This window comes from Bacillus sp. XT-2, from assembly GCF_025696525.1.
GTDB lineage: Bacteria > Bacillota > Bacilli > Bacillales > Bacillaceae > Bacillus > Bacillus halotolerans.
The window spans coordinates 241,309-266,392 of sequence record NZ_JAHVOC010000001.1; the positions used below are offsets into that span (position 1 = coordinate 241,309).

A 25,084-nucleotide genomic window follows, 5' to 3' on the forward strand; every position below is an offset into this window, starting at 1 on the left:
AAAGCTTGCAGAGAACATCTGCAAGCTTTTTCTATGAACGTTTTTTATCCGCCAGGCGCTGCGCTTTCTGCGTATTGGCAAAATGGAGTTTTGTAAAGGTTCGGAGAGCGGATAACCCTTTTTTGAGAATCAGTTTGGCGGCCGCTTCATCTACATGAGGGCCGGCCCCTTTCGGCAGTGTCATTCCCGCCTCACGCGAAAGCTTATCCATTTCCATTAAAAAGGAATATCTCGCAATAATCGATGCAGCAGCCACTGACAGGTGAATGCCTTCGGCTTTTGTGCTGAAATAGGTGCGCTCCTGTACAATGTCTCTTCCCTTTAAATGGTTGTAGTAGACGCCGGGCTCGGCGAATTGGTCGATCAGAATCGCCTCAGGTTTTACTCCGTCCATTTTTCGCAAAAGATGGGTTATGGCCTGATTATGCAAGAGAGCTTTCATTTTTCCCTGACTCATGCCTCGTTCCTGCATGCTGTTGTACTTTTCGTTTTTTAAAACGAGCAGGCTGTACGGAATGGTTTTGATCAGGCTTCGGGCGATCTCAATGATTTGCGGGTCCTTTAGGTGTTTAGAATCCTTCACACCGAGTTCCTTCATTAAAGAAAGCTTTGTTTTGTCAACGTATGCGCAGACAACCGTCATTGGGCCAAAGTAATCTCCGGTTCCAACCTCATCAGAGCCGATGACAGACATGCCTGCGATGTCTGTTGGAGGGGCGTAGCGTGAATCAGCCGGCTTTTTTGCCGTTTTTTTCTTTTCCTGCGGCTCAGCAGTTCCCCAGCGGGCAGATTCTGCCTCTGCGTTTTTGCCCTGAAACAATACCTTCCCTGACTTATAAGCTGTAATGGTACAGCCTGCCGGTTTTGCCTGGAAAATGGCACCCTGCGGCACAGATGCAGTAAGTGAACTGTTATACGCTGTTTTCATTTGGTCAATAGCAGACATTGGTACTTTTATCACAGAATGGGACACGTAATAATCTCCTTTTTTTACACGATTCACTGTATCTACCAGTGTATCATAACAGCGGGAGGCTCGTCTTTCCATTCATTTAATAAACGTGTTATGATAGGAACTAGGATTCTCACGGAATGGAGGAGAAACGTTGTCTGACGGCAAAAAAACGAAAACAACCGTTGACATTTACGGCCAGCACTTCACTATGATCGGTGAAGAAAGCAGAGCCCATATGAGATATGTGGCCGGAATTGTTGATGATAAAATGAGAGAAATTAATCAAAAAAATCCATATCTTGATATAAATAAACTTGCAGTGCTGACAGCGGTAAATGTGGTGCATGACTATGTGAAATTAAAAGAGCAATATGAAAAACTGGAGCGTCAGCTTAAAGAAAAGGATTGAACAACTATGCTAGATATCATCATCTTAATCTTGCTCCTGATGGGGACTTTACTGGGATTAAAACGCGGTTTTATCCTCCAGTTTATCCGCTTGACGAGCTTTATTCTTTCGATCGCGTTTGCGTCTTTATTCTATAAAAATGTCGCACCGCATTTGAAGTGGATTCCCGCGCCCGATTTTTCAGCGGGACAGCCGGCGTTTTCTTTTTTCTCGGGAAATCTGGAAGCAGCCTACTATAATGCGATTGCGTTTGTCGTTCTATTTATTATCGCTAAAATCTTACTGAGAATCATCGGCTCATTCCTAAGTATTGTAGCGGGCATTCCTGTGATTAAACAAATCAACCAAATGCTCGGTGCCGTTCTCGGTTTTCTGGAAGTCTATTTATTTACATTTGTGCTGCTGTATGTTGCTTCCGTACTTCCGATAGACGGCTTACAGCAAATGATGGGGCAATCGTCTCTCGCAAATGTCATGATCAACCATACACCGTATTTGTCAGGGCTTTTACAGGAGCTTTGGACGCAATACGGAGGATAAAAAACTTCTCTTGTCCGGAGAAGTTTTTTTCAAGTATGATGGAAACATATGTGAACGTCTGGGGGTTATTCTATGCATAAAAAAGATATTATCCGGCTGCTGGAAACCATTGCAGTCTACATGGAACTGAAAGGGGACAACCCGTTTAAAGTTTCCGCATTCCGAAAAGCAGCGGCAGCCTTGGAACAGGACGACCGCAGTTTATCAGAAATGGACGACATGATGTCACTGTCCGGTATCGGAAAAGGCACGTACAGCGTCATAAAAGAATATATAGATGAAGGAAAGTCAAGTACGCTCGAATCACTGCAGCAGGAGGTGCCGGAAGGGCTGGTGCCTTTATTGAAGCTCCCGGGGCTCGGCGGCAAAAAAATCGCAAAGCTGTATAAAGAGCTTGGCGTACATGATGCAGAATCATTGAAGGAAGCCTGCGAACAGCAGAAAGTCCAAGGGCTTGCGGGATTCGGCAAGAAATCCGAAGAAAAAATATTACAGGCGCTCGGAGAAGCCGGAAAACAGCCTGAACGTTTTCCGATCGGCTATGCGCTCCGGGTCGCGCGGGAAATTGAAGAGCATCTTTCTCAATTGACAGACATCATCAAATATTCCCGTGCCGGAAGTCTCCGCAGAGCACGCGAAACCGTCAAAGATCTGGATTATATTATTGCGACGGATCATCCCGCTGAAGTAAGAGAGCAGCTGCTTGCGCTGCCAAACATCAAAAGCGTCATTGCCAGCGGGGACACGAAGGTATCGGTCATTCTTTCTTTTGAATATGAAACAAGTGTCGATTTCCGTCTCGTGACGGAAGAACAATTCCCGACAACTCTTCATCATTTTACGGGATCGAAGGACCACAATATCAAAATGCGGCAAATTGCAAAAGAACGCGGTGAACGGATCAGTGAGTACGGCGTCGAGACGGTTGAAACAGGAGAAATCAAAACCTTCCCGAGTGAACGGGAATTTTACGCACACTTCGGCTTGCCGCTGATCCCGCCGGAACTCCGTGAAAGCGGGCAAGAGGTGGAAACCTACAACGACAGCATTGAACTCATAGAGCACGATCAAATCAAAGGCGATCTCCACATGCACTCCACATGGAGCGATGGCGCCTTTTCGATCAGGGAAATGGCTGAAGCATGCATGAAAAAAGGCTATCAGTACATGGCTATCACTGATCACTCGCAATATTTAAAGGTCGCCAACGGGCTGACTGCTGAAAGGCTCAAGCAGCAGGCGAAAGAAATTGACGCGCTGAATGCTGAGTTTGAGAACTTCCGTATTTTTAAAGGCGTTGAGATGGATATTCTTCCTGACGGCACACTTGATTATGATGACGATGTGCTGGCGGAAATGGATCTTGTCATTGCATCCATCCATTCAAGCTTTAATCAGCCGGAGCACGTCATTATGAAGCGGCTTGAGACGGCACTGACCAACAAGCATGTTGACATTATCGCACATCCGACCGGACGCCTCATCGGCAGACGTGCCGGTTACGAAATCGATATCGACAAACTGATTGAGCTCGCGAAGAAAACAAATACGGCGCTTGAACTCAACTCTAACCCTGCGCGTCTCGACCTGCGGACAGAGCATTTAATAAAAGCAAATGAACAAGGAGTTACATTGGTCATTAATACCGATGCCCATAACATCGAGATGTTAAACGATATGAAAACCGGCGTTACTGCCGCGCGCAAAGGCTGGACGGAAAGTAAAAACGTCCTGAATGCCCGGTCGCTTGAAGATGTACAGGCATTCCTGAAGCGCAACGATTAAGTAAGGAGGCTCACACAACCGTGCAGCAAAAAGTATTATCATCTCTTGAATTCCATAAAGTGAAAGAACAGGTAATCGAGCACGCCGCTTCATCGCTCGGAAAAGAAATGCTTCTCCAGCTAAAGCCTTCTGCTTCGATTGACGAAATCAAAAAACAGCTGGATGAGGTAGATGAAGCCTCTGCGATCATCCGGCTGCGAGGCCAGGCACCGTTTGGCGGCCTTACCGATATCAGAGGGGCATTAAGACGGGCGGAAATCGGCAGCGTTCTCAGTCCCTCGGAATTCACTGAAATATCAGGACTGCTTTACGCAGTCAAACAAATGAAACACTTTCTCGGACAAATGGCTGAAGACGGAGTCGACATTCCGCTGATGCAGCAATATACTGAACAGCTCATTACACTGCCCGATATAGAACGAGAAATTAATTCCTGCATAGATGATCACGGCGAAGTGCTAGATCACGCGTCAGAAACGTTAAGAGGAATCCGCACGCAGCTCAGAACGCTCGAATCGAGAATCAGAGACCGGTTAGAGTCCATTCTGCGTTCCTCCTCTGCTTCGAAAATGCTGTCTGATACGATTGTTACAATCCGAAATGACCGCTTTGTTATCCCGGTCAAACAAGAGTACAGATCAAGCTACGGAGGCATTGTGCATGACACCTCTTCTTCTGGCGCGACTCTGTTCATTGAACCGCAGGCGATTGTAGATATGAACAACTCGCTTCAGCAGGCGAAAGTGAAAGAAAAGCAAGAAATTGAACGGATTTTACGCGTGCTGACAGAGCATACGGCGGAGCACACAGAGGAGCTTTTTCAAGATTTGCAAGTCCTGCAGACGCTTGACTTCATTTTTGCAAAAGCGAAATACGCAAAAGCGGTCAAAGCTACAAAACCGACCATGAATGACAGCGGATTTGTCCGTCTGAAAAAAGCGCGCCATCCATTGCTTCCGCCTGATCAGGTGGTCGCCAATGACATCGAGCTGGGCGGCGATTTTTCAACCATCGTGATTACAGGACCGAATACCGGGGGGAAAACAGTTACTTTAAAAACACTGGGGCTGTTGACCTTAATGGCGCAATCGGGTCTTCATATTCCGGCAGATGAAGGATCGGAAGCCGCTGTATTTGAGCATGTGTTCGCTGATATCGGCGATGAACAGTCGATCGAGCAAAGCTTAAGTACATTTTCTTCCCATATGGTGAACATTGTCGGCATTTTAAGACAAGTCAACGAAAACAGCCTTGTGCTCTTTGATGAACTGGGAGCGGGTACAGACCCGCAAGAAGGCGCGGCACTCGCCATGAGCATCTTGGATGAAGTCCACCGCACCAATGCCAGAGTATTAGCGACGACGCATTATCCTGAGTTAAAGGCGTATGGCTATAACAGAGAAGGCGTCATGAACGCCAGTGTCGAATTTGACATTGAGACCCTTTCACCAACCTATAAGCTCTTAATCGGTGTGCCGGGACGAAGCAACGCCTTTGAAATTTCTAAACGGCTCGGGCTTCCGGACCATATTATCGGGCAGGCGAAATCAGAAATGACGGCCGAGCATAATGAGGTCGATACGATGATTGCGTCTCTTGAACGAAGCAAAAAACGGGCGGAAGAAGAGCTTTCGGAAACAGAGGCGTTCAGAAAAGAAGCCGAAAAGCTGCATAAAGAGCTGCAGCAGCAAATCATCGAACTCAACAGCAAAAAAGACAAATTGATGGAAGAGGCCGAACAGCAGGCGGCTGAAAAAGTTAAAGCGGCCACAAAAGAAGCTGAAGACATCATTCACGAATTACGCTCGATTAAAGAAGAACACAAGTCCTTCAAGGATCACGAGCTGATTAACGCGAAGAAACGGTTAGAAGGCGCTATGCCGACCTTTGAAAAGTCCAAAAAACCGGAAAAACCGAAAACGCAAAAACGCGTCTTGAAGCCGGGGGATGAAGTAAAAGTCCTTACTTTCGGGCAGAAAGGAACATTGCTTGAAAAAACCGGCGGCAATGAATGGAATGTTCAAATCGGCATTTTAAAAATGAAAGTGAAAGAAAAAGACTTGGAATTTATCAAATCGGCTCCGGAACCAAAAAAAGAAAAACTCATTACGGCGGTTAAGGGCAAAGATTACCACGTATCGCTTGAACTTGATCTTCGCGGCGAGCGCTATGAAAATGCCCTCAGCCGTGTTGAAAAATACTTGGATGACGCGGTGTTAGCGGGATATCCAAGAGTGTCCATTATCCACGGCAAAGGTACCGGCGCTTTAAGAAAAGGCGTGCAGGATCTCCTGAAAAATCACCGCAGCGTTAAAAACTCCCGTTTCGGTGAAGCTGGTGAGGGAGGATCAGGCGTTACAATTGTTGAACTAAAATAAAAGGGAGTATGGCCATGAGTGATTTTTGGGAAAACGAGCTTGTGGAAATCGCGGCGTATTACAGTGTCGCGGTTCTCTGCCTCGTCCTCTTTTTGACTGTGTTTGAGCTGGTGACAGCTTATAAAAACTGGGAAGAGATTCAAAATGGAAATCTCGCTGTGGCAATGGCAACAGGCGGGAAAATTTTAGGGATAGCAAATGTGTTCCAGCACTCCATCTCTCAGCACAATTCTCTGCTGCAAATGATCGGCTGGGGTGTGTACGGGTTTGTTATGCTTTTGATCAGCTACTTCATTTTTGAGTTTTTGACACCGCGGTTTAAAATTGATCAAGAAATTGAAAATGATAACCGGGCTGTCGGCTTTATTTCATTTGTCATTTCTGTCGGGCTCTCATTTGTTGTGGCAGCCGGAATATAAGGGGACGGAGAATAGATGGAAAAGCTTGCAAAAATACTGCTCGCCGCGGCGGGAATCTTTTTGTTGATTGGTCTTATTTATTTGTTCGTATGATGAGAAAAAGAAAGATTTTCCTTTCTTTTTCTTTTTTTTGCCGTCCATCTGCTATAATAATAGGGTGAACTCTAAAATCGAAAGGGGAGGTTTTATGCAGTCTCAAAAGCCGTGGCTTGCTGAGTATCCCGACGAAATCCCGCATGAGCTTCCGTTGCCGAACCAAACCCTGCAATCCATCCTGACAGACTCCGCCGCACGATTCCCTGACAAAACAGCCGTATCTTTTTTCGGAAAGAAACTCACCTTTCATGACATTTTGACGGATGCTCTTAAACTCGCATCTTTTCTGCAGCAAAATGGCCTGCAAAAAGGAGACAGAGTGGCTGTCATGCTGCCCAACTGCCCGCAATCTATCATTTCCTATTACGGGGTGCTGTTTGCCGGCGGTATCGTGGTGCAGACAAACCCGCTCTACACCGAGCATGAGCTCGAATATCAGCTGAGAGACGCAGAGGCCAGGATGATCATCACCTTGGATTTGCTTTTCCCGAAGGCAATAAAAATGAAAACGTTATCAATCGTAAATCAGATTTTGGTGACGAGTATAAAAGACTATTTGCCGTTTCCAAAAAATATTCTCTATCCGCTTACGCAAAAACAAAAAGTGCACATTGACTATGATGAAAACGACAATATTCATACCTTTGCTTCGAGCATGAAGCGGGAAAAAACAGAACTGATCACAATTCCGGACATTGACCCTGAACATGATATCGCCGTTCTGCAATACACTGGAGGTACGACGGGAGCGCCCAAAGGAGTCATGCTCACGCACAGAAATATTTTAGCCAATACCGAAATGTGTGCGGCTTGGATGTACAACGTAAAAGAAGGCGATGAAAAAGTGCTTGGCATTGTCCCATTTTTTCACGTCTATGGGCTGACGGCAGTGATGAATTATACGATTAAACTAGGATTTGAAATGATCCTGCTTCCCAAGTTCGATCCGCTGCAAACGCTCAAAATCATCGATAAACAAAAACCGACACTGTTTCCCGGCGCGCCGACGATTTACATTGGCCTCTTGCATCATCCCCAATTACAGCAATACGATCTGTCATCCATTAAAAGCTGCCTCAGCGGCTCAGCCGCTCTTCCTGTCGAGGTGAAGCAGCAATTTGAAAAGCTGACTGGCGGAAAGCTTGTGGAGGGATATGGTTTATCCGAGGCATCTCCGGTGACACACGCTAATTTTATTTGGGGAAAAAACAAACCCGGCAGTATCGGCTGTCCCTGGCCTAATACAGACGCAGCCATTTACTCTGAAGAGACTGGCCATTTTGCCGCTCCGTATGAGCATGGTGAGATCGTCGTAAAAGGCCCGCAGGTCATGAAGGGGTACTGGAACAAGCCGGAGGAAACGGCTGCTGTCTTAAGGGACGGGTGGCTTTTTACCGGAGACATGGGCTATATGGATGAAGATGGATTTTTCTATATTGCCGACCGGAAGAAGGACATCATTATCGCAGGCGGCTATAATATTTACCCGCGGGAAGTTGAAGAAGCGCTGTACGAACATGAAGCGATTCAGGAAATTGTCGTTGCAGGCGTGCCTGATTCGTACAGAGGGGAAACGGTAAAAGCGTTTGTCGTGTTAAAGAAAGGCGCACAAGCCGACGCAGCAGAACTGGACGCTTTCGCCAGAGCCCGTCTCGCACCCTATAAAGTGCCGAAAGCCTATGAATTCAGAAAAGAGCTTCCGAAAACAGCGGTTGGGAAAATTTTAAGAAGGCGTTTACTTGAAGAAGAAACCGAAAATCATCATATCAAGTAACAAATAGAGCCAGAAAAAGAGAACATTTATGAATAAACTTGACAAACCGGAAAATCCTTCTTATCATAAAATTATGAATGAATAGTCATTCATTTCTATAGGAAGGAACGATGAAAATTGAAGCAAAAACGGCCAAAGTATATGCAGATTATTGATGCAGCAGTTGAAGTAATTGCGGAAAACGGCTACCACCAGTCACAGGTATCTAAAATCGCCAAACAAGCCGGAGTAGCGGACGGCACCATCTATCTTTATTTTAAAAATAAAGAAGACATTTTAATTTCTCTGTTTAAAGAAAAAATGGGCCAATTCATTGAGCGGATGGAAGAGGACATAAAAGAAAAGGCAACAGCAAAAGAGAAATTGTCGCTCGTGATTTCAAAGCATTTCTCACTCTTGGCGGGAGACCATAACCTCGCCATTGTCACTCAGCTTGAGCTCCGCCAATCCAATTTGGAGCTGCGGCAGAAAATTAATGAAATATTAAAGGGCTACTTAAATATTTTAGACGGCATTCTGACGGAAGGAATACAATCAGGCGAGTTAAAAGAAGGCCTCGATGTCCGCCTCGCCCGGCAGATGATTTTTGGAACGATTGACGAAACCGTGACGACCTGGGTGATGAATGATCAAAAATATGATCTGGCTGCTTTGTCAGACAGTGTTTTAGAATTACTGGTATCCGGAATTCACAATAAGTAAAGGAGTTCTGTCCTATGAATGCAATATCACTCGCAGTTGATCAATTTGTTGCAGTTATGACGATTCACAATCCGCCGGCAAACGCGCTTTCTAGCCGGATATTAGAAGAGCTGTCCTCCTGTCTTGATCAGTGTGAGACAGATGCCGGCGTGCGGTGCATTATTATACACGGGGAAGGAAGGTTCTTCTCCGCCGGCGCTGATATCAAAGAATTTACATCACTGAGAAACAGTGAGGATTCCTCAATGCTGGCTGAACGCGGCCAGCAGCTGATGGAGAGAATGGAGAGCTTTCCAAAACCGATTATCGCAGCGATTCACGGAGCTGCCCTCGGCGGCGGGCTGGAGCTTGCAATGGCCTGCCATATCAGAATTACGGCAGAAGATGCCAAACTGGGGCTTCCTGAGCTTAACCTCGGTATTATTCCCGGTTTTGCAGGTACACAGCGGCTCCCGCGATACGTTGGTACAGCAAAAGCATTGGAGCTCATTGGATCAGGAGAACCGATATCGGGGAAAGAAGCGCTTGACCTCGGACTTGTGACAATCGGAGCAAAAGATGAAGCAGAAGTGCTTGAAAAAGCGAAAACGCTTGCCGCCAAATTTGCAGAAAAAAGCCCGCAAACGATGGCGTCTCTGCTTGAGCTTCTCTATACAAATAAGGTGTATTCCTATGAAGGCAGCTTAAAGCTTGAAGCAAAGCGTTTTGGAGAAGCGTTTGAGTCGGAGGACGCCAAGGAAGGCATTCAGGCATTTCTCGAAAAAAGAAAGCCTCAGTTCAAAGGCGAATAAAAGGGGATATGATCATGAATCTATTTGTACTGATGAAACGGACGTTTGACACAGAAGAAAAAATCGTCATTGACGCAGGGAAGATTCAGGATGACGGGGCTGAATGGATTATCAATCCGTACGATGAGTACGCGATTGAAGAAGCCATTCAGCTGAAGGAAAAACACGGCGGCACCATCACCGTTGTTACTGTCGGCGGCGAAGAAGCGGAAAAGGAGCTGCGTACAGCGCTTGCCATGGGATGTGACCAAGCCGTTTTAATCAACATAGAAGATGATCTCGAAGAACCCGACCAGTATTCCATTTCTCAAGTTTTATACCACTATATGAAGGATCAGGAGTTTGACCTTATTCTCGGAGGAAATGTCGCGATCGATGGAGGCTCAGGACAAGTGGCGCCTCGCCTGGCAGAGCTTTTGGACATTCCGTGCATCACGACGATCACCAAACTCGACATCAATGGAAGTGACGCAGAAGCGGAAAGGGACGTTGAAGGGGATGTTGAAAAAATCAAAACGACTCTTCCTTTGCTGGTCACAGCTCAGCAAGGCTTAAATGAACCGCGCTACCCATCGCTTCCGGGGATCATGAAAGCCAAGAAAAAACCGCTTGAAGAGCTTGAGCTGGATGATCTGGACTTGGATGAAGAAGATGCTGAACCAAAAATGAAAACAATTGAACGTTTTCTGCCTCCGAAAAAAGAAGCCGGAAAGCTTCTGCAGGGTGAGCCTGCCGAACAGGCAAAAGAGCTCGTATCATTGCTCCGCAGCGAGGCGAAAGTCATTTAGCGCTTGCACATTCAAAGAAACAGGGGGATGTTAGGATGGGAAAAAAAGTGATCGTACTCGGAGAAATTCGTGACGGAGAACTGCGAAATGTCACCTTTGAAGCGATCTCCGCTGGAAGAACCATTTCAGGTGATGGAGAAGTGATCGGTGTTCTTATAGGAGAAAACGTATCACAGCATGCAGAGGAGTTTATCCACTACGGTGCAGACAAAGTTCTCACAGCTGAGGACCCAAAGCTCAAGGCATATACGGCAGACGGATACAGCCAAGTGATGCGAACCATTATTGAAAAGGAGAAACCTGATGCGGTCGTATGCGGACACACTGCAATGGGGAAGGATCTGTCGCCGAAGCTTGCAGCCCGGCTCCAAACGGGATTGATTTCTGACACTACAGATGTAAGCGTTACCGGAGAGAACGTTGTTTTCACAAGACCGATTTACTCAGGGAAGGCATTTGAACGTGTCATTTCAACGGATCCGATGACGCTTGTGACGATTCGTCCAAACAACATTCAAGCGTTAGAAAAAGACGCCAGCCGGGCAGGCAGCATTGAAAGCATCGAAGTTTCCCTTACGGATCTCCGTACCGTCATACAAGAGATCGTCAAAAAAACAGCGGACGGCGTTGATCTCTCTGAAGCGAAAATCATTGTTGCGGGCGGCCGCGGTGTAAAAAGCAAGGAAGGCTTTCAGCCGCTGCAGGAGCTTGCCGAGGTGCTGGGCGCAGCAGTCGGCGCTTCACGCGGGGCGTGTGACGCTGATTATTGTGACTATGCTCTTCAAATCGGACAGACCGGAAAAGTTGTCACTCCTGATTTGTATATCGCCTGCGGAATTTCCGGTGCCATTCAGCATTTGGCGGGGATGTCCAACAGCAAGGTAATTGTCGCCATCAATAAAGATCCTGAAGCCGATATTTTTAAAATAGCTGATTACGGTATTGTAGGAGATTTATTTGAAGTCGTCCCATTACTGACTGAAGAATTCAAACAGCTGAATATTCACTCATAAAGGGAAGCCCCGGACTGCAAAAGTTCGGGGTTTTTGAATACATACGTACAAATATTTAGTAATAAAAAAAGTCGTTGACATGTACGGACATATATAATAAGGTTACTTTAAAAGCGCTTACATTCATGCTGGCTCCTCAGACAAAACACAGATCCTATATTTGACTGTGGTGCTTTTCATATTTATGAAAGGAATGATCAAGCATGTCTGAACATACAGCAGTGATTCAAACGGATATTGTAAAAGGAACGATCAACAAAAATATATACGGTCATTTTGCTGAGCATTTAGGAAGAGGGATTTATGAAGGGATTTGGGTCGGAACGGAATCAAGCATTCCTCATATAAACGGTATAAGAAAAGATGTGTTAGAAGCGCTGAAACAGCTGCGTATTCCTGTCCTCCGATGGCCGGGAGGCTGCTTTGCGGATGAATATCATTGGGCTAATGGTGTGGGTGACCGCAAGACGATGCTCAATACTCACTGGGGCGGTACAGTTGAATCGAATGAATTCGGGACACATGAATTTATGATGCTGTGCGAGCTGCTTGAGTGCGAACCTTACATTTGCGGCAATGTAGGAAGCGGAACAGTTCAGGAAATGGCGGAATGGATCGAATATATGACCTTTAAAGAAGGCACGCCCATGTCGGATTGGAGAAAACAAAACGGAAAAGAAGAGCCTTGGAAGCTGAAATATTTTGGAGTGGGCAATGAAAATTGGGGCTGCGGCGGCAACATGCATCCAGAGTACTATGCCGATCTATACCGCCGTTTTCAAACGTATGTCCGCAATTACAGCGGCAATGAAATTTATAAAATTGCCGGCGGTGCAAACGTCGATGATTTTAATTGGACGGACGTGCTCATGAAAAAAGCCGCTGGCCTGATGGATGGGCTAAGCCTTCATTACTACACGATTCCGGGAGATTTCTGGAAGGGCAAAGGATCGGCCACAGAATTTACAGAGGACGAATGGTTCATCACGATGAAAAAGGCCAAATACATTGATGAATTGATTGAAAAACACGGAACAATTATGGACCGGTATGATCCGGAACAGCGGGTCGGACTGATTATTGACGAATGGGGCACATGGTTTGACCCTGAGCCAGGAACAAACCCAGGCTTTTTATATCAGCAAAACACGATTCGTGACGCGCTGGTCGCAGCTTCTCACTTTCACATTTTCCATCAGCATTGCCGCCGGGTGCAAATGACCAACATCGCACAGACGGTAAACGTGCTTCAAGCTATGATTCTGACTGAGGGAGAACGGATGCTATTAACGCCGACATACCATGTGTTTGATATGTTTAAGGTACATCAGGATGCCTCTCTTTTAGATACTGAAACAACGTCCGCTGACTATGAATGGAAGGGAGAAACGCTGCCTCAAATCAGTGTGTCAGCATCAAGAAATGCTGAGGGCGATATAAACGTCAGCATCTGTAACATTGATCATCAAAATAAAGCAGAGGTGGAGATCGAGCTGAGAGGTCTTGACAAGACTGTGGATCATTCCGGCGTTATCCTGACTGCTGAAAAGATGAACGCCCATAACACGTTTGATGATCCGGAGCACGTAAAACCTGAATCGTTCAGCCGTTATTCTGTAAATAAAAACAAATTGAAAGCAAAGCTGCCGCCAATGGCAGTTGTCTTACTCACATTACGGACTGATTCTTAACCAAAAAAAGGAGCGCCGATCCACTAGAGGACAGCGCTCTTTTTTGTTTTGAAACAGCTCCAAAAGGGCATGGTAAAGTATATGACGGTTATAGAAGGGATGTTGTCCTATGCTTCGTACAATTTTAATGATCATCGGCGCAATCGTGGTGATCGGAGCGATTATCAGATTCGTGTTTTAATTTCGAAATGCCCCATTCTATGAGTAAACCGATTGTGATCAGGAAAAAATAATTTATAAGCATTTAAATAGCGTGAACGAATGGGAGATGCTATACTAAAAATCATCATTTCACAATTGGAGGAATTCAATAATGGCTATCGTAAAAGCAACTGATCAATCTTTCTCAGCTGAAACAAGCGAAGGCGTCGTACTGGCTGATTTCTGGGCCCCTTGGTGCGGACCTTGTAAAATGATTGCACCTGTTCTTGAAGAATTGGATCAAGAAATGGGCGACAAACTGAAAATTGTAAAAATCGATGTAGATGAGAACCAAGAAACAGCAGGCAAATACGGCGTTATGAGCATCCCGACACTTCTTGTCTTAAAAGATGGAGAAGTTGTTGAAACATCTGTAGGCTTCAAACCGAAAGAAGCGCTTCAAGAGCTTGTAAACAAACATCTTTAATGTTCGGCTGCTTACATGCCAGAGCGATTCCAATTGAGGGATCGCTTTTTTTATTCGCCAATCGTGAACCATGGAGAAAAACACCTGTTCGTGTTAAACTGGAAACAAAGGACTAACTATAAGGAAGGGTAACATATGAACAAACAACTGAAAGAAAAACTCGCCCTCCTTCCCGATCAGCCCGGGTGTTATTTAATGAAGGACCGTCAGCAGACAGTGATCTACGTAGGAAAAGCAAAAGTGCTGAAAAACAGAGTGCGCTCCTACTTTACCGGGTCTCATGACGCAAAAACACAGAGGCTTGTGACGGAAATCGAGGATTTTGAATATATCGTGACGTCCTCCAATCTTGAAGCGCTTATTTTAGAAATGAACTTGATCAAAAAGCATGATCCGAAATATAACGTCATGCTGAAAGATGATAAAACCTATCCTTTTATAAAACTCACCCATGAACGCCACCCAAGGCTGATTGTCACCCGCAATGTCAAAAAAGACAAAGGGCGCTATTTCGGACCGTATCCGAATGTTCAGGCCGCAAGGGAGACGAAAAAGCTGCTCGACCGTCTCTATCCTCTCAGAAAATGCTCAAAGCTCCCCGACAGAGTGTGTCTTTATTATCACCTCGGACAATGTCTTGCTCCGTGTGTAAAGGACATTTCTGAAGAGACAAACAGAGAGCTGGTTGAGAGTATTACCCGTTTCTTAAAAGGCGGCTATAACGACGTCAAAAAAGAGCTTGAAGAGAAAATGCTTGAGGCGGCTGAGAACCTTGAATTTGAACGGGCAAAGGAGCTTCGTGACCAAATTGCCCATATCGAATCAACGATGGAAAAACAAAAAATGACGATGAACGACTTAGTCGACCGTGATGTATTCGCTTACGCTTATGATAAAGGCTGGATGTGCGTACAGGTCTTTTTTGTACGGCAAGGAAAGCTCATCGAACGTGACGTCAGCATGTTTCCGCTTTATCAGGAAGCAGATGAAGAGTTCCTTACCTTCATCGGGCAGTTTTATTCAAAAAACAATCATTTTCTGCCGAAGGAGATTTTAGTGCCGGACAGCGTCGATCAATCGATGATTGAGCAGCTGTTGGAAACAAACGTCCATCAGCCGAAAAAAGGGTCGAAGAAAGAATTGCTTATGCTGGCACATAAAAACGCAAAAATCGCGCTTAAAGAAAAATTCTCTTTAATCGAACGTGACGAGGAGCGTTCAATCGGTGCTGTGCAGAAACTCGGAGACGCCTTAAATATTTATACCCCGCACAGAATCGAAGCGTTCGATAACTCGAATATACAAGGGACAAACCCGGTTTCGGCGATGATTGTGTTCATCGACGGCAAACCATACAAAAAGGAATACCGCAAATACAAAATCAAAACTGTCACAGGGCCTGATGATTACGGCTCAATGAGAGAGGTTGTCAGACGAAGATATACAAGAGTGCTTCGCGAAAACCTGCCGCTCCCTGACCTGATCATTATAGACGGAGGGAAAGGCCAGATCAATGCGGCCCGTGACGTCATAGAAAACGAACTCGGCCTTGATATCCCGATTGCCGGCTTGGCGAAGGATGATAAACACAGAACCTCCAATTTATTAATCGGCGATCCGCTGGAGACGGTTTATCTTGAACGAAACAGCCAGGAATTTTACCTGCTTCAGCGCATTCAGGATGAGGTGCACCGGTTTGCGATCAGCTTCCACAGGCAAATCCGCGGGAAAAGCGCGTTCCAGTCTGTGCTAGACGATATACCCGGAATCGGAGAAAAAAGAAAGAAAATGCTGTTAAAGCATTTCGGTTCCGTCAAAAAAATGAAGGAAGCAAGCCTCGAGGACATCAAAAAAGCGGGTGTACCCGCAGCGGCGGCACAGCTGCTTTATGATAAATTGCAAAAATAATGTTGTCCTTTTGAAAAAGTTCTGATAAAATGTGAACTAATTTCATAATTAGATCGTGTAATATGGTGAAGATAGAGGTGCGAACTTCAAGAGTAAGCCTTTGGAGAAAGATGGATTCTGAGAAAAAGGCTGAAAGGGGAGCGTCGCCGAAGCAAATAAAACCCCATCGGTATTATTTGCTGGCCGTGCATTGAATAAATGTAAGGCTGTCAAGAAATCATTTTCTTGGAGGGCTATCTCGTTGTTCATAATCATCGTGATGATTAATTGATAAGCAATGAGAGCAATTCCTCTCATTGCTTTTTTTATTGTGGACAAAGCGCTCTTTCTCCTCACCCGCACGAACCAAAATGTAAAGGGTGGTTATACATGGGTCTCATTGTACAAAAATTCGGTGGTACTTCCGTCGGCTCAGTCGAAAAAATTCAAAATGCAGCAAATCGCGTCATTGCGGAAAAACAGAAAGGCCATCAAGTCGTAGTTGTCGTATCAGCTATGGGGAAATCCACTGACGCATTGGTCAGCCTTGCAAAAGACATCACTGATCAGCCGAGCAAACGTGAAATGGATATGCTGCTGGCAACAGGCGAGCAGGTCACCATTTCCTTGCTTTCCATGGCGCTGCAGGAAAAAGGCTATGACGCCGTTTCCTATACAGGATGGCAGGCGGGGATCCGCACGGAGGCCGTCCATGGCAACGCCAGAATTACGGAGATGAACACATCCGTGTTAGAAGGCCAGCTTCAGGAAGGAAAAGTCGTTGTTGTGGCAGGGTTTCAAGGCATGACAGACGACAGTGAAATCACGACATTGGGCAGAGGTGGTTCAGACACAACAGCAGTGGCTTTGGCTGCCGCATTAAAAGCGGATAAATGTGATATTTATACAGATGTGCCCGGCGTGTTTACAACCGATCCGCGCTACGTGAAATCAGCGAGAAAGCTTGCCGGCATCTCTTACGATGAAATGCTGGAGCTTGCCAATTTAGGCGCTGGAGTTCTTCATCCGAGAGCGGTTGAATTTGCGAAAAATCACCAAGTGCCGTTAGAAGTGCGTTCAAGTACAGAAACAGAAGCGGGAACATTAATTGAGGAGGAATCATCCATGGAGCAGAATCTTATCGTCAGAGGCATCGCGTTCGAAGATCAAATCACAAGGGTAACCATCTACGGGCTGACAAGCGGCCTGACCACTTTGTCTACTATTTTTACAACTCTTGCAAAAAGAAACATTAACGTGGATATCATTATTCAAACGCAGGCGGGAGACCATGAGACCGGAATTTCCTTCTCTGTTAAATCCGAAGACGCGGACCAGACTGTTGCCGTACTTGAAGAGTACAAAGATGCGCTGGAATTCGAAAAAATCGAGACAGAAAGCAAATTGGCCAAAGTATCCATTGTCGGATCAGGCATGGTATCAAATCCCGGTGTAGCGGCTGAAATGTTTGCTGTACTGGCGGAAAAAAACATATTAATCAAAATGGTCAGCACATCTGAAATCAAAGTTTCAACAGTAGTGAGCGAAAATGACATGGTAAAAGCGGTGGAAGCACTCCACGATGCATTCGAGCTCTCGAAACATCCTTCAGCTGTGTCATGACAACCAAAAAGGCGGGACTCATGCAGTCACCGCCTTTTTCATTAAACAGGGTCTTTCATATCCCATTTAACAGTCAGAACCACTTTATCGGCTCTCTTTTTTACTTGTTCGTATGATTCGGCAATCTGATCATTCATCAATTGAATTTGCTCGGCGATGAAGCCAGCTTCCAGCTGAAAGCAAGGTTCTTTCTGATATTTTAGCCGATTGGAAATGATCTGTCCTTCAAGCTCGAATTCTAGCTCTTGTTTCTTTGCGCTAACGTTTGTGAGGGTTCCCCAGCCTGCTTCTTCAAAGAAAGCCGGAAATTCCTCCCATGATTCAAGAGGAAACTTTCGGGCGAGATGTTTCCCTGCCCAATACATCATGGAAGAGTAATCTTGGCCAAGCATGTCTGGGAGAACAATCTCTCGTATCAGTTCATAGGCATAGGCGTTCATTTCAATTTCTTTTAGATTATGTATTGATGCTTCATATTTAGACTTCATATCTGTCTCCCCTCTCTCCTTCGTATATTATAGCCCAAACAGGGGGGAGGATTACAGAATGATCCTGTAATTCTCATGAAAAATTAAGAAAGAATTATATATTGATAAAATAAAATTTTTGAATCAACTAATCAATTCGGAAAATTAGAATTTATGTACGCGTTTTCTTGACGCCCTTTTGTGGTAGGAGTAAAATGAAATTGTCAATAAATCTTAATAAAGTGCTTACAATTGAAAGAAGTGGGGGAAGAGATTTAGCACATTTCGCACTTATCAAACAGGGGGTAAAGTAATGTCTGGGAACAGAGAGTTTTATTTTCGAAGATTGCATTCCTTGCTTGGCGTCATACCGGTCGGCATCTTTTTGATTCAGCATTTAGTCGTCAACCAGTTTGCCGCAAGGGGCGCGGAAGCATTCAATAATGCTGCTCATTTTATGGATAGTCTGCCTTTCAGGTATGCTCTGGAAATCTTTATTATCTTCTTACCTTTAATTTATCATGCAGTTTATGGTGTGTACATAGCGTTTACTGCGAAAAATAACGCAGGACAATATAGCTATATGCGAAACTGGCTCTTCGTCCTGCAGCGTGTAACCGGTATCATCACTCTCATTTTTGTGAGCTGGCATGTGTGGGAAACCCGCATTGCTGCACAGATGGGCGCTGAGGTCAATTTCGACATGATGGCGAATATCTTGAGCTCGCCGGCTATGCTGGGCTTTTACATTGTAGGTGTTTTATCGACAATTTTCCACTTCTCGAACGGTTTATGGTCTTTTGCTGTCACATGGGGCATCACTGTAACGCCACGTTCTCAAAGAATTTCGACGTACGTTACGCTGATTATCTTTGTTGCACTGTCATACGTAGGCTTAAAAGCGATTTTTGCATTTGTATAAGAGTACTAGATTACTAGAGGGAGAGGGGCTATCATGAGTCAAACAAGCATTATTGTAGTCGGCGGGGGTCTTGCCGGCCTCATGGCGACAATCAAAGCAGCGGAATCAGGAATGGCGGTTAAGCTGTTTTCCATCGTTCCTGTGAAACGTTCTCATTCGGTTTGTGCCCAAGGCGGCATCAACGGAGCAGTCAATACAAAAGGGGAAGGCGACTCTCCGTGGGAACATTTTGACGATACTGTATACGGGGGAGACTTTCTTGCCAATCAGCCGCCGGTTAAGGCGATGTGTGAAGCGGCGCCATCAATCATCCACTTATTAGACCGGATGGGCGTCATGTTTAACCGGACGCCTGAGGGGCTGCTTGATTTCCGCCGATTTGGGGGTACACAGCACCACAGAACAGCTTATGCCGGTGCGACGACTGGCCAGCAGCTGCTTTACGCTTTGGACGAGCAAGTGCGCAGATACGAGGTTGCCGGTCTGGTCACAAAATACGAAGGCTGGGAATTCCTTGGCGCTATATTAGATGATGACAGAACCTGCCGCGGAATTGTCGCGCAAAACCTGACAAACATGCAAATTGAATCCTTCCGTTCTGACGCTGTCATTATGGCGACAGGCGGACCGGGAATCATTTTCGGTAAATCCACAAACTCCATGATTAATACAGGGTCTGCTGCATCGATCGTTTATCAGCAGGGAGCGTATTATGCAAATGGAGAATTCATTCAGATCCACCCGACAGCTATACCGGGGGATGATAAATTAAGGCTGATGAGTGAATCAGCGCGCGGTGAAGGCGGACGCGTATGGACATACAAAGACGGTAAGCCATGGTATTTCCTTGAGGAAAAATATCCTGCATATGGGAACCTGGTGCCGCGTGATATTGCGACACGCGAAATATTTGATGTGTGTGTGAATCAGAAACTCGGCATCAACGGCGAGAACATGGTGTATCTCGATCTGTCTCATAAAGATCCAAAAGAGCTTGATATTAAGCTCGGCGGCATCATTGAAATTTATGAGAAGTTTATGGGAGACGACCCGCGCAAACTCCCAATGAAAATCTTCCCTGCGGTTCATTATTCAATGGGCGGCTTATGGGTAGATTACGATCAAATGACAAATATCCCGGGACTGTTTGCCGCTGGAGAATGTGATTACTCCATGCACGGCGGCAACCGCTTGGGAGCAAACTCCCTGCTCTCCGCGATTTACGGAGGAATGGTAGCCGGACCGAATGCGGTTAAATATGTAAACGGCTTAGAATCTTCCGCAGAGGATATGTCTTCATCGATATTCGATGCCCACGTGAAAAAAGAAGAAGAAAAATGGGCTGAGATCATGAATATGGACGGAAACGAAAATGCGTACGTCCTCCATAGAGAGCTCGGGGAATGGATGACGGCGAATGTGACGGTTGTCCGCCATAACGACAAGCTGTTGAAAACAGATGACAAAATTCAGGAGTTAATGGAGCGGTATAAAAAGATTAACATCAATGACACGACAAAATGGAGCAACCAGGGAGCTATGTTTACACGCCAGCTTTCAAACATGCTTCAGCTTGCCAGGGTGATTACACTGGGTGCTTACAACCGTAATGAAAGCAGGGGCGCCCATTATAAACCGGATTTCCCTGAGCGTAATGACGATGAATGGCTCAAAACAACAATGGCTAAACATGTAAGCCCGTATGAAGCGCCTGAGTTTGAGTATCAGGATGTCGACGTATCACTGATAACGCCTCGGAAACGGGATTACTCGAAGAAGAAGGTGGCGAAATAATCATGAGTGAGAAAAAGACCATACGATTTATTATCACACGTCAAGATACACCCGACAGCACACCTTACGATGAAGAATTTGAAATACCATACCGCCCGAACCTGAACGTCATTTCCGCTTTAATGGAAATCCGCCGGAATCCGGTTAACGTGAAAGGTGAAAAGACAACTCCTGTCACATGGGATATGAACTGTCTTGAAGAAGTATGCGGCGCATGTTCAATGGTTATAAACGGAAAGCCCCGCCAGTCTTGTACGGCGCTTGTTGACCAGCTTGAACAGCCGATCCGCTTAAAACCGATGAAAACATTCCCGGTCGTGCGTGATCTGCAGGTTGACCGCAGCAGAATGTTTAATTCTCTGAAAAAAGTAAAAGCGTGGATACCGATCGACGGCACGTACGATTTAGGACCGGGACCGAGAATGCCGGAAAAACGCCGCCAGTGGGCATATGAATTATCAAAATGCATGACGTGCGGTGTCTGCCTGGAAGCCTGCCCGAATGTAAACAGCAAATCGAAATTCATGGGTCCGGCTCCAATGTCTCAGGTCCGTCTGTTTAACGCCCATCCGACAGGAGCCATGAACAAATCCGACCGGCTGGAAGCGCTGATGGATGAAGGAGGCCTTGCAGATTGCGGCAACTCGCAAAACTGCGTTCAATCCTGTCCGAAAGGCATTCCGCTTACCACTTCTATCGCTGCCTTAAACAGGGATACAAACTTACAAGCATTCCGCAATTTCTTCGGAAGCGACAGAGTATAAGATGAAAAAAACCTCTTCCGCATGGGAGAGGTTTTTTTAACAATAAGGAGATGAGTGAAATGAAGCTTCCTGCTTACATTGACATGCCGTTTCAAAAATGGATAGAATCCTTTTCTTTTTTTAATGAAGTATCTGTACGATTTTCTGAGACAGATATGTTTGGGCATATGAATAATGTAATCCCTTTCATCTATTTTGAAGAAGCGAGGATATCTTATTTTAAAAATCTGAATATGATGAAACAACATAAGCAAACCATGACAGTCGTCGCCAGTCAGCAATGTGATTATCTGCGCCAAGTTATGCCTTATGAAGACTTGCGTATTTATGTAAAAACAAGCGCTGTCGGCAGTTCATCCCTCACCTTGCATTACCTCGGAGAAAATAGCGTAGGGGAGCCTTGCTTCACTGGAGCTGTTGTCATGGTTCAAGTGTCAAAGGAAAGCGGAAAGGCTGTCAGCTGGACGAGTGAGGAGAAAGAAAAGCTTCTCCATACACGATAAACTAATTCTTCTGTAAACGTCACCTCCTGCGCCCTCCTGACATATGATATCTTGACTATATCAAAACCCATTCGTTTCAGATTCGCTCTCACCTTAGCAAGGAGGGTTACAATACTTGAAGGAGAAAGAATTTCAATCGAAGCCGCTGCTAACGAAAAGAGAAAGAGAAGTGTTCGAATTGCTCGTTCAAGATAAGACAACAAAGGAGATTGCAAGCGAGCTATTTATCAGTGAGAAAACCGTTCGAAACCATATTTCAAATGCCATGCAGAAATTAGGTGTGAAAGGGCGTTCGCAAGCCGTTGTTGAGCTTCTTAGAATGGGTGAGCTAGAGCTTTAATCCTTGCCGGTATTCCTTCTTTTTAGGAGGGAGCCGGTTATTGCTGTTTGTTTGAAAAGTTCCAAATTCCTATATTAAACTAGGATGATACGATATAAAACGAGATTTTCAATTTGCTTTCATTTGCCTAATGTCCCTCTATTTCTCGTCCCGCGAGTCTTGCATTTTCTTTAAAAAAGAAGGAAAATAGACACGGAACGCTTTTGTGCGTAAGAGATCCTTGAGTGAGGGATGGACAAATGACATCAAAACCTTTGGAGCATGTTGCGGACATTGAAAAGTCGCTCCGCCACATTGCCGCGATCATTAAACAAAAAGGAAGAGAAATCCTAAACCAATACGCGATCACGCCGCCGCAATTTGTCGGTCTGCAATGGCTTTATGAATTAGGAGACATGACAATCGGCGAACTATCGGGGAAAATGTATCTGGCATGCAGCACGACGACGGATCTCATCGACCGTATGCAAAAAAATGAGCTTGTCGAGCGGGTAAAGGATCCGGCGGACAGACGTGTCGTCAGGATACACCTTCTGCCTGAAGGAGAACGCATTATCCAAGAGGTCATTACAAAAAGGCAGGAATACCTGCGTGATATGTTCGAAACGTTTACAGATGAAGAAATAGCCATCTTCGAAAAATCATTGATGAAACTGCAGCATGAAATGAAGAGAAAATGAGGCGATTTTGTTGGAACAACCAATAGGAGTCATTGATTCCGGGGTTGGCGGGTTAACCGTTGCAAAGGAAATCATGAGACAGCTACCAAAAGAAAATATAATCTACGTAGGGGATACAAAACGGTGTCCGTACGGGCCGCGTCCTGAAGAAGAAGTGCTTCAATACACGCGGGAGCTGACAAATTATTTGTTGAAAAACCACCACATTAAGATGCTGGTGATCGCCTGCAACACCGCGACAGCAATTGCACTGGAAGACATCCAGCGCGACGTTGATATTCCGGTGGTCGGGGTGATCCAGCCTGGTGCGCGGGCAGCGATAAAAGTGACAGAAAATCAGCATATCGGTGTAATCGGCACAGAAAACACCATTAAGAGCAATGCTTATGAAGAAGCCCTTCTGGCATTAAATGCCGAACTGAAGGTCGAAAATCTTGCCTGTCCGCTGCTTGTGCCGTTTGTGGAAAGCGGAAAGTTTCTGGACAAAACAGCAGACGAGATTGTCAAAACATCATTATCTCCATTAAAAGATACATCGATTGACTCGCTGATTTTAGGCTGCACCCATTATCCTATTTTAAAAGACGCAATTCAAAGATATATGGGAGAGCATGTGAATATTATTTCGTCAGGCGATGAAACAGCCCGGGAAGTGAGTACGATTCTATCGTATAAAGGACTGCTGAATCAATCTCCGTTTACCCCAGATCATCAATTCCTGACTACAGGAGAACGGGATCAGTTTGCGAAAATAGCAGATGACTGGTTTGGCCATGAAGTAGGTCACGTAGAATGCATCTCTTTGCGAGAACCAATTAGAAGATAGTTTTGCCCCGCAACGGCGTGTTGCGGGTTTTTTCTGTTTTTAATGGAATTCATCGGTCTATTTTCCGCAGAGGCTCGTATACATAGTAGTACAAACAGCCTTAGGAGGGAAAAGTATGCTGAAAAAAGGACCTGCAGTCATTGGTGCCACTTGTCTCACCTCTGCCTTGCTTTTATCCGGGTGCGGTTTATTTCAATCCGATAAGACAGCTGAGGAAATCGATCCGCCTCAAGACGTTACATACGTAAATGATGAAGCGGGGACCGATTCAAATACAACAGCAGCCGAAAAAACAAAAAATGAAAAAAGTGATACCGAAAAAGCGAATCAGGACTCTTCTACAGTGATGAGGGAGCTTTATCTCATTGATAAAAACGGTTATGTCGTTGCTCAAACGATGCCTCTTCCGAAAAGTGAAGGAACGGCTAAGCAGGCGCTTGAATACCTTGTGCAGGGCGGGCCTGTGTCAGAGATTCTGCCGAATGGCTTCAGAGCTGTTTTGCCGGCTGACACAACTGTTAACGTAGATATCAAAAAAGATGGCACTGCTATAGCGGACTTCTCGAAAGAATTTAAAAACTATAAGAAGGAAGATGAACAGAAAATCGTTCAATCGGTGACGTGGACGCTGACTCAATTCAGTTCAATTGATAAAGTAAAGCTGAGAATCAACGGCCATGAACTGAAGGAGATGCCTGTAGGCGGCACGCCGATCTCAGACGATTTAAGCCGTAAGGACGGGATTAATTTGGAAACAGCAGGCGTCAATGATCTCACTGCTACACATCCGCTGACAGTCTACTATTTGGCGGAAACCGATGACAGTGAGTATTACGTGCCGGTAACGAAACGAATTGACAATTCTAAAACAGACGACATTACAGCGGCTATTAATGAACTGGCTGAGGGCCCGAGCAAGGCGAGCGGCCTGTTAACGGATTTCAGCGAAGATGTGAAATTGGTCAGTAAGCCGAAAATCAAAGATGGACGTGTAACGTTAGATTTTAATCAATCCATTTTCGGAAGCGCCGATGAAAAGACGAAAATGATTTCTTCAGAAGTGCTCAACAGCATTGTGCTGACTTTAACAGAGCAGCCGGATGTAAAAAGCGTATCCGTTAAAGTGAACGGAAAAGCCGAGCTTGTGAACGAAAAAGGCGAAAAACTTTCAGAAGCGGTATCCAGACCGTCTCAAGTGAATACGGGTAGTTTTTAAATTGGGATTTTTGATATACTAGAAAGAAAGAGGTTAGCGTTCCGGCTGCCTCTTTCTTTATTCAATTCCGGGACAAAAATGGTTTATGTACAT

General features: G+C 45.4%; 24 protein-coding genes and 1 riboswitch. Of the genes, 22 read left to right on the plus strand and 2 right to left on the minus strand.

Annotation, left to right across the window (positions count from 1 at the left end):
- Window positions 1-31: 31 nt before the first annotated feature.
- Window positions 32-973, minus strand: a complete 942-nt coding sequence (rnhC, locus tag KXD37_RS01285) for a ribonuclease HIII (RefSeq protein ID WP_095714259.1) — start codon at window positions 971-973, stop codon at window positions 32-34.
- Between the two features lie 133 nt (window positions 974-1,106).
- On the opposite strand from rnhC, the gene zapA reads away from it, so the two are divergent.
- The 14 genes from zapA (at window position 1,107) to KXD37_RS01355 (ending at window position 17,479) form a co-directional block, all read left to right on the plus strand.
- Window positions 1,107-1,364: a cell division protein ZapA gene (gene zapA, locus KXD37_RS01290; RefSeq protein ID WP_024122410.1), complete on the plus strand. Its 258-nt coding sequence runs from the start codon at window positions 1,107-1,109 to the stop codon at window positions 1,362-1,364.
- A gap of 6 nt (window positions 1,365-1,370) precedes the next feature.
- Window positions 1,371-1,904: a CvpA family protein gene (locus KXD37_RS01295; protein WP_024122409.1), complete on the plus strand. Its 534-nt coding sequence runs from the start codon at window positions 1,371-1,373 to the stop codon at window positions 1,902-1,904.
- A 72-nt stretch (window positions 1,905-1,976) separates the two neighbouring features.
- Window positions 1,977-3,689 carry a DNA polymerase/3'-5' exonuclease PolX gene (gene polX / locus KXD37_RS01300; protein ID WP_106020221.1) on the plus strand — a complete coding sequence of 571 codons (1,713 nt, stop codon included), beginning with the start codon at window positions 1,977-1,979 and terminating at the stop codon, window positions 3,687-3,689.
- 20 nt (window positions 3,690-3,709) lie between these two features.
- On the plus strand, window positions 3,710-6,067 hold the full coding sequence (locus KXD37_RS01305) for an endonuclease MutS2 (RefSeq protein ID WP_024122407.1): 2,358 nt from the start codon (window positions 3,710-3,712) through the stop codon (window positions 6,065-6,067).
- A 14-nt stretch (window positions 6,068-6,081) separates the two neighbouring features.
- The gene (locus tag KXD37_RS01310) at window positions 6,082-6,486 is read left to right on the plus strand and encodes a DUF350 domain-containing protein (protein WP_010335217.1); all 405 of its coding nucleotides are present in this window, start codon (window positions 6,082-6,084) and stop codon (window positions 6,484-6,486) included.
- Window positions 6,487-6,673: 187 nt separating this feature from the next.
- Entirely contained in the window at window positions 6,674-8,356 is a 1,683-nt protein-coding gene (locus KXD37_RS01315; RefSeq protein WP_106022183.1) for an AMP-binding protein, read from the plus strand.
- 117 nt (window positions 8,357-8,473) lie between these two features.
- Window positions 8,474-9,058 (plus strand): fatty acid metabolism transcriptional regulator FadR, encoded by a 585-nt coding sequence (fadR, locus tag KXD37_RS01320; RefSeq protein ID WP_095714264.1) that lies wholly within the window; start codon window positions 8,474-8,476, stop codon window positions 9,056-9,058.
- 14 nt (window positions 9,059-9,072) lie between these two features.
- Complete coding sequence (locus tag KXD37_RS01325) at window positions 9,073-9,849, plus strand: enoyl-CoA hydratase (protein ID WP_103671723.1); 777 nt, start codon at window positions 9,073-9,075, stop codon at window positions 9,847-9,849.
- Window positions 9,850-9,863: 14 nt separating this feature from the next.
- A complete protein-coding gene (etfB, locus tag KXD37_RS01330) occupies window positions 9,864-10,637 on the plus strand; it encodes an electron transfer flavoprotein subunit beta (protein WP_024122404.1) in 774 nt (257 codons plus the stop codon).
- A gap of 35 nt (window positions 10,638-10,672) precedes the next feature.
- Window positions 10,673-11,650 (plus strand): electron transfer flavoprotein subunit alpha/FixB family protein, encoded by a 978-nt coding sequence (locus KXD37_RS01335; RefSeq protein WP_254517817.1) that lies wholly within the window; start codon window positions 10,673-10,675, stop codon window positions 11,648-11,650.
- 203 nt (window positions 11,651-11,853) lie between these two features.
- Window positions 11,854-13,341: an alpha-N-arabinofuranosidase gene (locus tag KXD37_RS01340; protein ID WP_101861328.1), complete on the plus strand. Its 1,488-nt coding sequence runs from the start codon at window positions 11,854-11,856 to the stop codon at window positions 13,339-13,341.
- Between the two features lie 313 nt (window positions 13,342-13,654).
- On the plus strand, window positions 13,655-13,969 hold the full coding sequence (trxA, locus tag KXD37_RS01345; RefSeq protein ID WP_003222500.1) for a thioredoxin: 315 nt from the start codon (window positions 13,655-13,657) through the stop codon (window positions 13,967-13,969).
- Between the two features lie 135 nt (window positions 13,970-14,104).
- Window positions 14,105-15,877 carry an excinuclease ABC subunit UvrC gene (gene uvrC / locus KXD37_RS01350; RefSeq protein ID WP_127696676.1) on the plus strand — a complete coding sequence of 591 codons (1,773 nt, stop codon included), beginning with the start codon at window positions 14,105-14,107 and terminating at the stop codon, window positions 15,875-15,877.
- 64 nt (window positions 15,878-15,941) lie between these two features.
- A riboswitch (Lysine riboswitch) is annotated at window positions 15,942-16,121 on the plus strand.
- Window positions 16,122-16,246: 125 nt separating this feature from the next.
- Complete coding sequence (locus KXD37_RS01355) at window positions 16,247-17,479, plus strand: aspartate kinase (RefSeq protein WP_024122399.1); 1,233 nt, start codon at window positions 16,247-16,249, stop codon at window positions 17,477-17,479.
- A gap of 41 nt (window positions 17,480-17,520) precedes the next feature.
- Here KXD37_RS01355 and KXD37_RS01360 read toward each other — a convergent pair whose 3' ends face one another.
- A complete protein-coding gene (locus KXD37_RS01360) occupies window positions 17,521-17,967 on the minus strand; it encodes a YslB family protein (protein ID WP_010335208.1) in 447 nt (148 codons plus the stop codon).
- A 292-nt stretch (window positions 17,968-18,259) separates the two neighbouring features.
- On the opposite strand from KXD37_RS01360, the gene sdhC reads away from it, so the two are divergent.
- The 8 genes from sdhC to KXD37_RS01400 all read left to right on the plus strand — a co-directional run bounded on the left by sdhC (window position 18,260) and on the right by KXD37_RS01400 (window position 24,991).
- The gene (sdhC, locus tag KXD37_RS01365; RefSeq protein WP_003237652.1) at window positions 18,260-18,868 is read left to right on the plus strand and encodes a succinate dehydrogenase cytochrome B558; all 609 of its coding nucleotides are present in this window, start codon (window positions 18,260-18,262) and stop codon (window positions 18,866-18,868) included.
- A 33-nt stretch (window positions 18,869-18,901) separates the two neighbouring features.
- Window positions 18,902-20,662 carry a succinate dehydrogenase flavoprotein subunit gene (sdhA, locus tag KXD37_RS01370; RefSeq protein WP_024122398.1) on the plus strand — a complete coding sequence of 587 codons (1,761 nt, stop codon included), beginning with the start codon at window positions 18,902-18,904 and terminating at the stop codon, window positions 20,660-20,662.
- A 2-nt stretch (window positions 20,663-20,664) separates the two neighbouring features.
- Window positions 20,665-21,426 (plus strand): succinate dehydrogenase iron-sulfur subunit, encoded by a 762-nt coding sequence (sdhB, locus tag KXD37_RS01375; protein ID WP_024122397.1) that lies wholly within the window; start codon window positions 20,665-20,667, stop codon window positions 21,424-21,426.
- Window positions 21,427-21,485: 59 nt separating this feature from the next.
- Window positions 21,486-21,929: an acyl-CoA thioesterase gene (locus tag KXD37_RS01380; protein ID WP_106022189.1), complete on the plus strand. Its 444-nt coding sequence runs from the start codon at window positions 21,486-21,488 to the stop codon at window positions 21,927-21,929.
- A gap of 115 nt (window positions 21,930-22,044) precedes the next feature.
- Complete coding sequence (gene gerE / locus KXD37_RS01385; protein WP_003184172.1) at window positions 22,045-22,269, plus strand: spore germination transcription factor GerE; 225 nt, start codon at window positions 22,045-22,047, stop codon at window positions 22,267-22,269.
- A gap of 239 nt (window positions 22,270-22,508) precedes the next feature.
- Window positions 22,509-22,949, plus strand: a complete 441-nt coding sequence (locus tag KXD37_RS01390) for a MarR family winged helix-turn-helix transcriptional regulator (protein ID WP_003222521.1) — start codon at window positions 22,509-22,511, stop codon at window positions 22,947-22,949.
- Between the two features lie 7 nt (window positions 22,950-22,956).
- Window positions 22,957-23,775: a glutamate racemase gene (gene racE / locus KXD37_RS01395; protein WP_081638350.1), complete on the plus strand. Its 819-nt coding sequence runs from the start codon at window positions 22,957-22,959 to the stop codon at window positions 23,773-23,775.
- Window positions 23,776-23,890: 115 nt separating this feature from the next.
- A complete protein-coding gene (locus KXD37_RS01400) occupies window positions 23,891-24,991 on the plus strand; it encodes a GerMN domain-containing protein (protein ID WP_024122394.1) in 1,101 nt (366 codons plus the stop codon).
- Window positions 24,992-25,084 lie beyond the last annotated feature (93 nt).

Excerpts from the sequence above, each read along its gene's own strand:
- KXD37_RS01400 (WP_024122394.1), top strand. The coding sequence starts at position 23,891 with ATGCTGAAAAAAGGACCTGCAGTCATTGGTGCCACTTGTCTCACCTCT.
- KXD37_RS01355 (WP_024122399.1), top strand. The coding sequence starts at position 16,247 with ATGGGTCTCATTGTACAAAAATTCGGTGGTACTTCCGTCGGCTCAGTC.
- etfB (WP_024122404.1), top strand. The coding sequence starts at position 9,864 with ATGAATCTATTTGTACTGATGAAACGGACGTTTGACACAGAAGAAAAA.
- KXD37_RS01325 (WP_103671723.1), top strand. The coding sequence starts at position 9,073 with ATGAATGCAATATCACTCGCAGTTGATCAATTTGTTGCAGTTATGACG.
- KXD37_RS01340 (WP_101861328.1), top strand. The coding sequence starts at position 11,854 with ATGTCTGAACATACAGCAGTGATTCAAACGGATATTGTAAAAGGAACG.
- sdhB (WP_024122397.1), top strand. The coding sequence starts at position 20,665 with ATGAGTGAGAAAAAGACCATACGATTTATTATCACACGTCAAGATACA.
- KXD37_RS01390 (WP_003222521.1), top strand. The coding sequence starts at position 22,509 with ATGACATCAAAACCTTTGGAGCATGTTGCGGACATTGAAAAGTCGCTC.
- KXD37_RS01335 (WP_254517817.1), top strand. The coding sequence starts at position 10,673 with ATGGGAAAAAAAGTGATCGTACTCGGAGAAATTCGTGACGGAGAACTG.
- KXD37_RS01380 (WP_106022189.1), top strand. The coding sequence starts at position 21,486 with ATGAAGCTTCCTGCTTACATTGACATGCCGTTTCAAAAATGGATAGAA.
- sdhC (WP_003237652.1), top strand. The coding sequence starts at position 18,260 with ATGTCTGGGAACAGAGAGTTTTATTTTCGAAGATTGCATTCCTTGCTT.
- KXD37_RS01310 (WP_010335217.1), top strand. The coding sequence starts at position 6,082 with ATGAGTGATTTTTGGGAAAACGAGCTTGTGGAAATCGCGGCGTATTAC.
- sdhA (WP_024122398.1), top strand. The coding sequence starts at position 18,902 with ATGAGTCAAACAAGCATTATTGTAGTCGGCGGGGGTCTTGCCGGCCTC.
- KXD37_RS01360 (WP_010335208.1), bottom strand. The coding sequence starts at position 17,967 with ATGAAGTCTAAATATGAAGCATCAATACATAATCTAAAAGAAATTGAA.
- KXD37_RS01315 (WP_106022183.1), top strand. The coding sequence starts at position 6,674 with ATGCAGTCTCAAAAGCCGTGGCTTGCTGAGTATCCCGACGAAATCCCG.
- uvrC (WP_127696676.1), top strand. The coding sequence starts at position 14,105 with ATGAACAAACAACTGAAAGAAAAACTCGCCCTCCTTCCCGATCAGCCC.
- trxA (WP_003222500.1), top strand. The coding sequence starts at position 13,655 with ATGGCTATCGTAAAAGCAACTGATCAATCTTTCTCAGCTGAAACAAGC.
- polX (WP_106020221.1), top strand. The coding sequence starts at position 1,977 with ATGCATAAAAAAGATATTATCCGGCTGCTGGAAACCATTGCAGTCTAC.
- KXD37_RS01295 (WP_024122409.1), top strand. The coding sequence starts at position 1,371 with ATGCTAGATATCATCATCTTAATCTTGCTCCTGATGGGGACTTTACTG.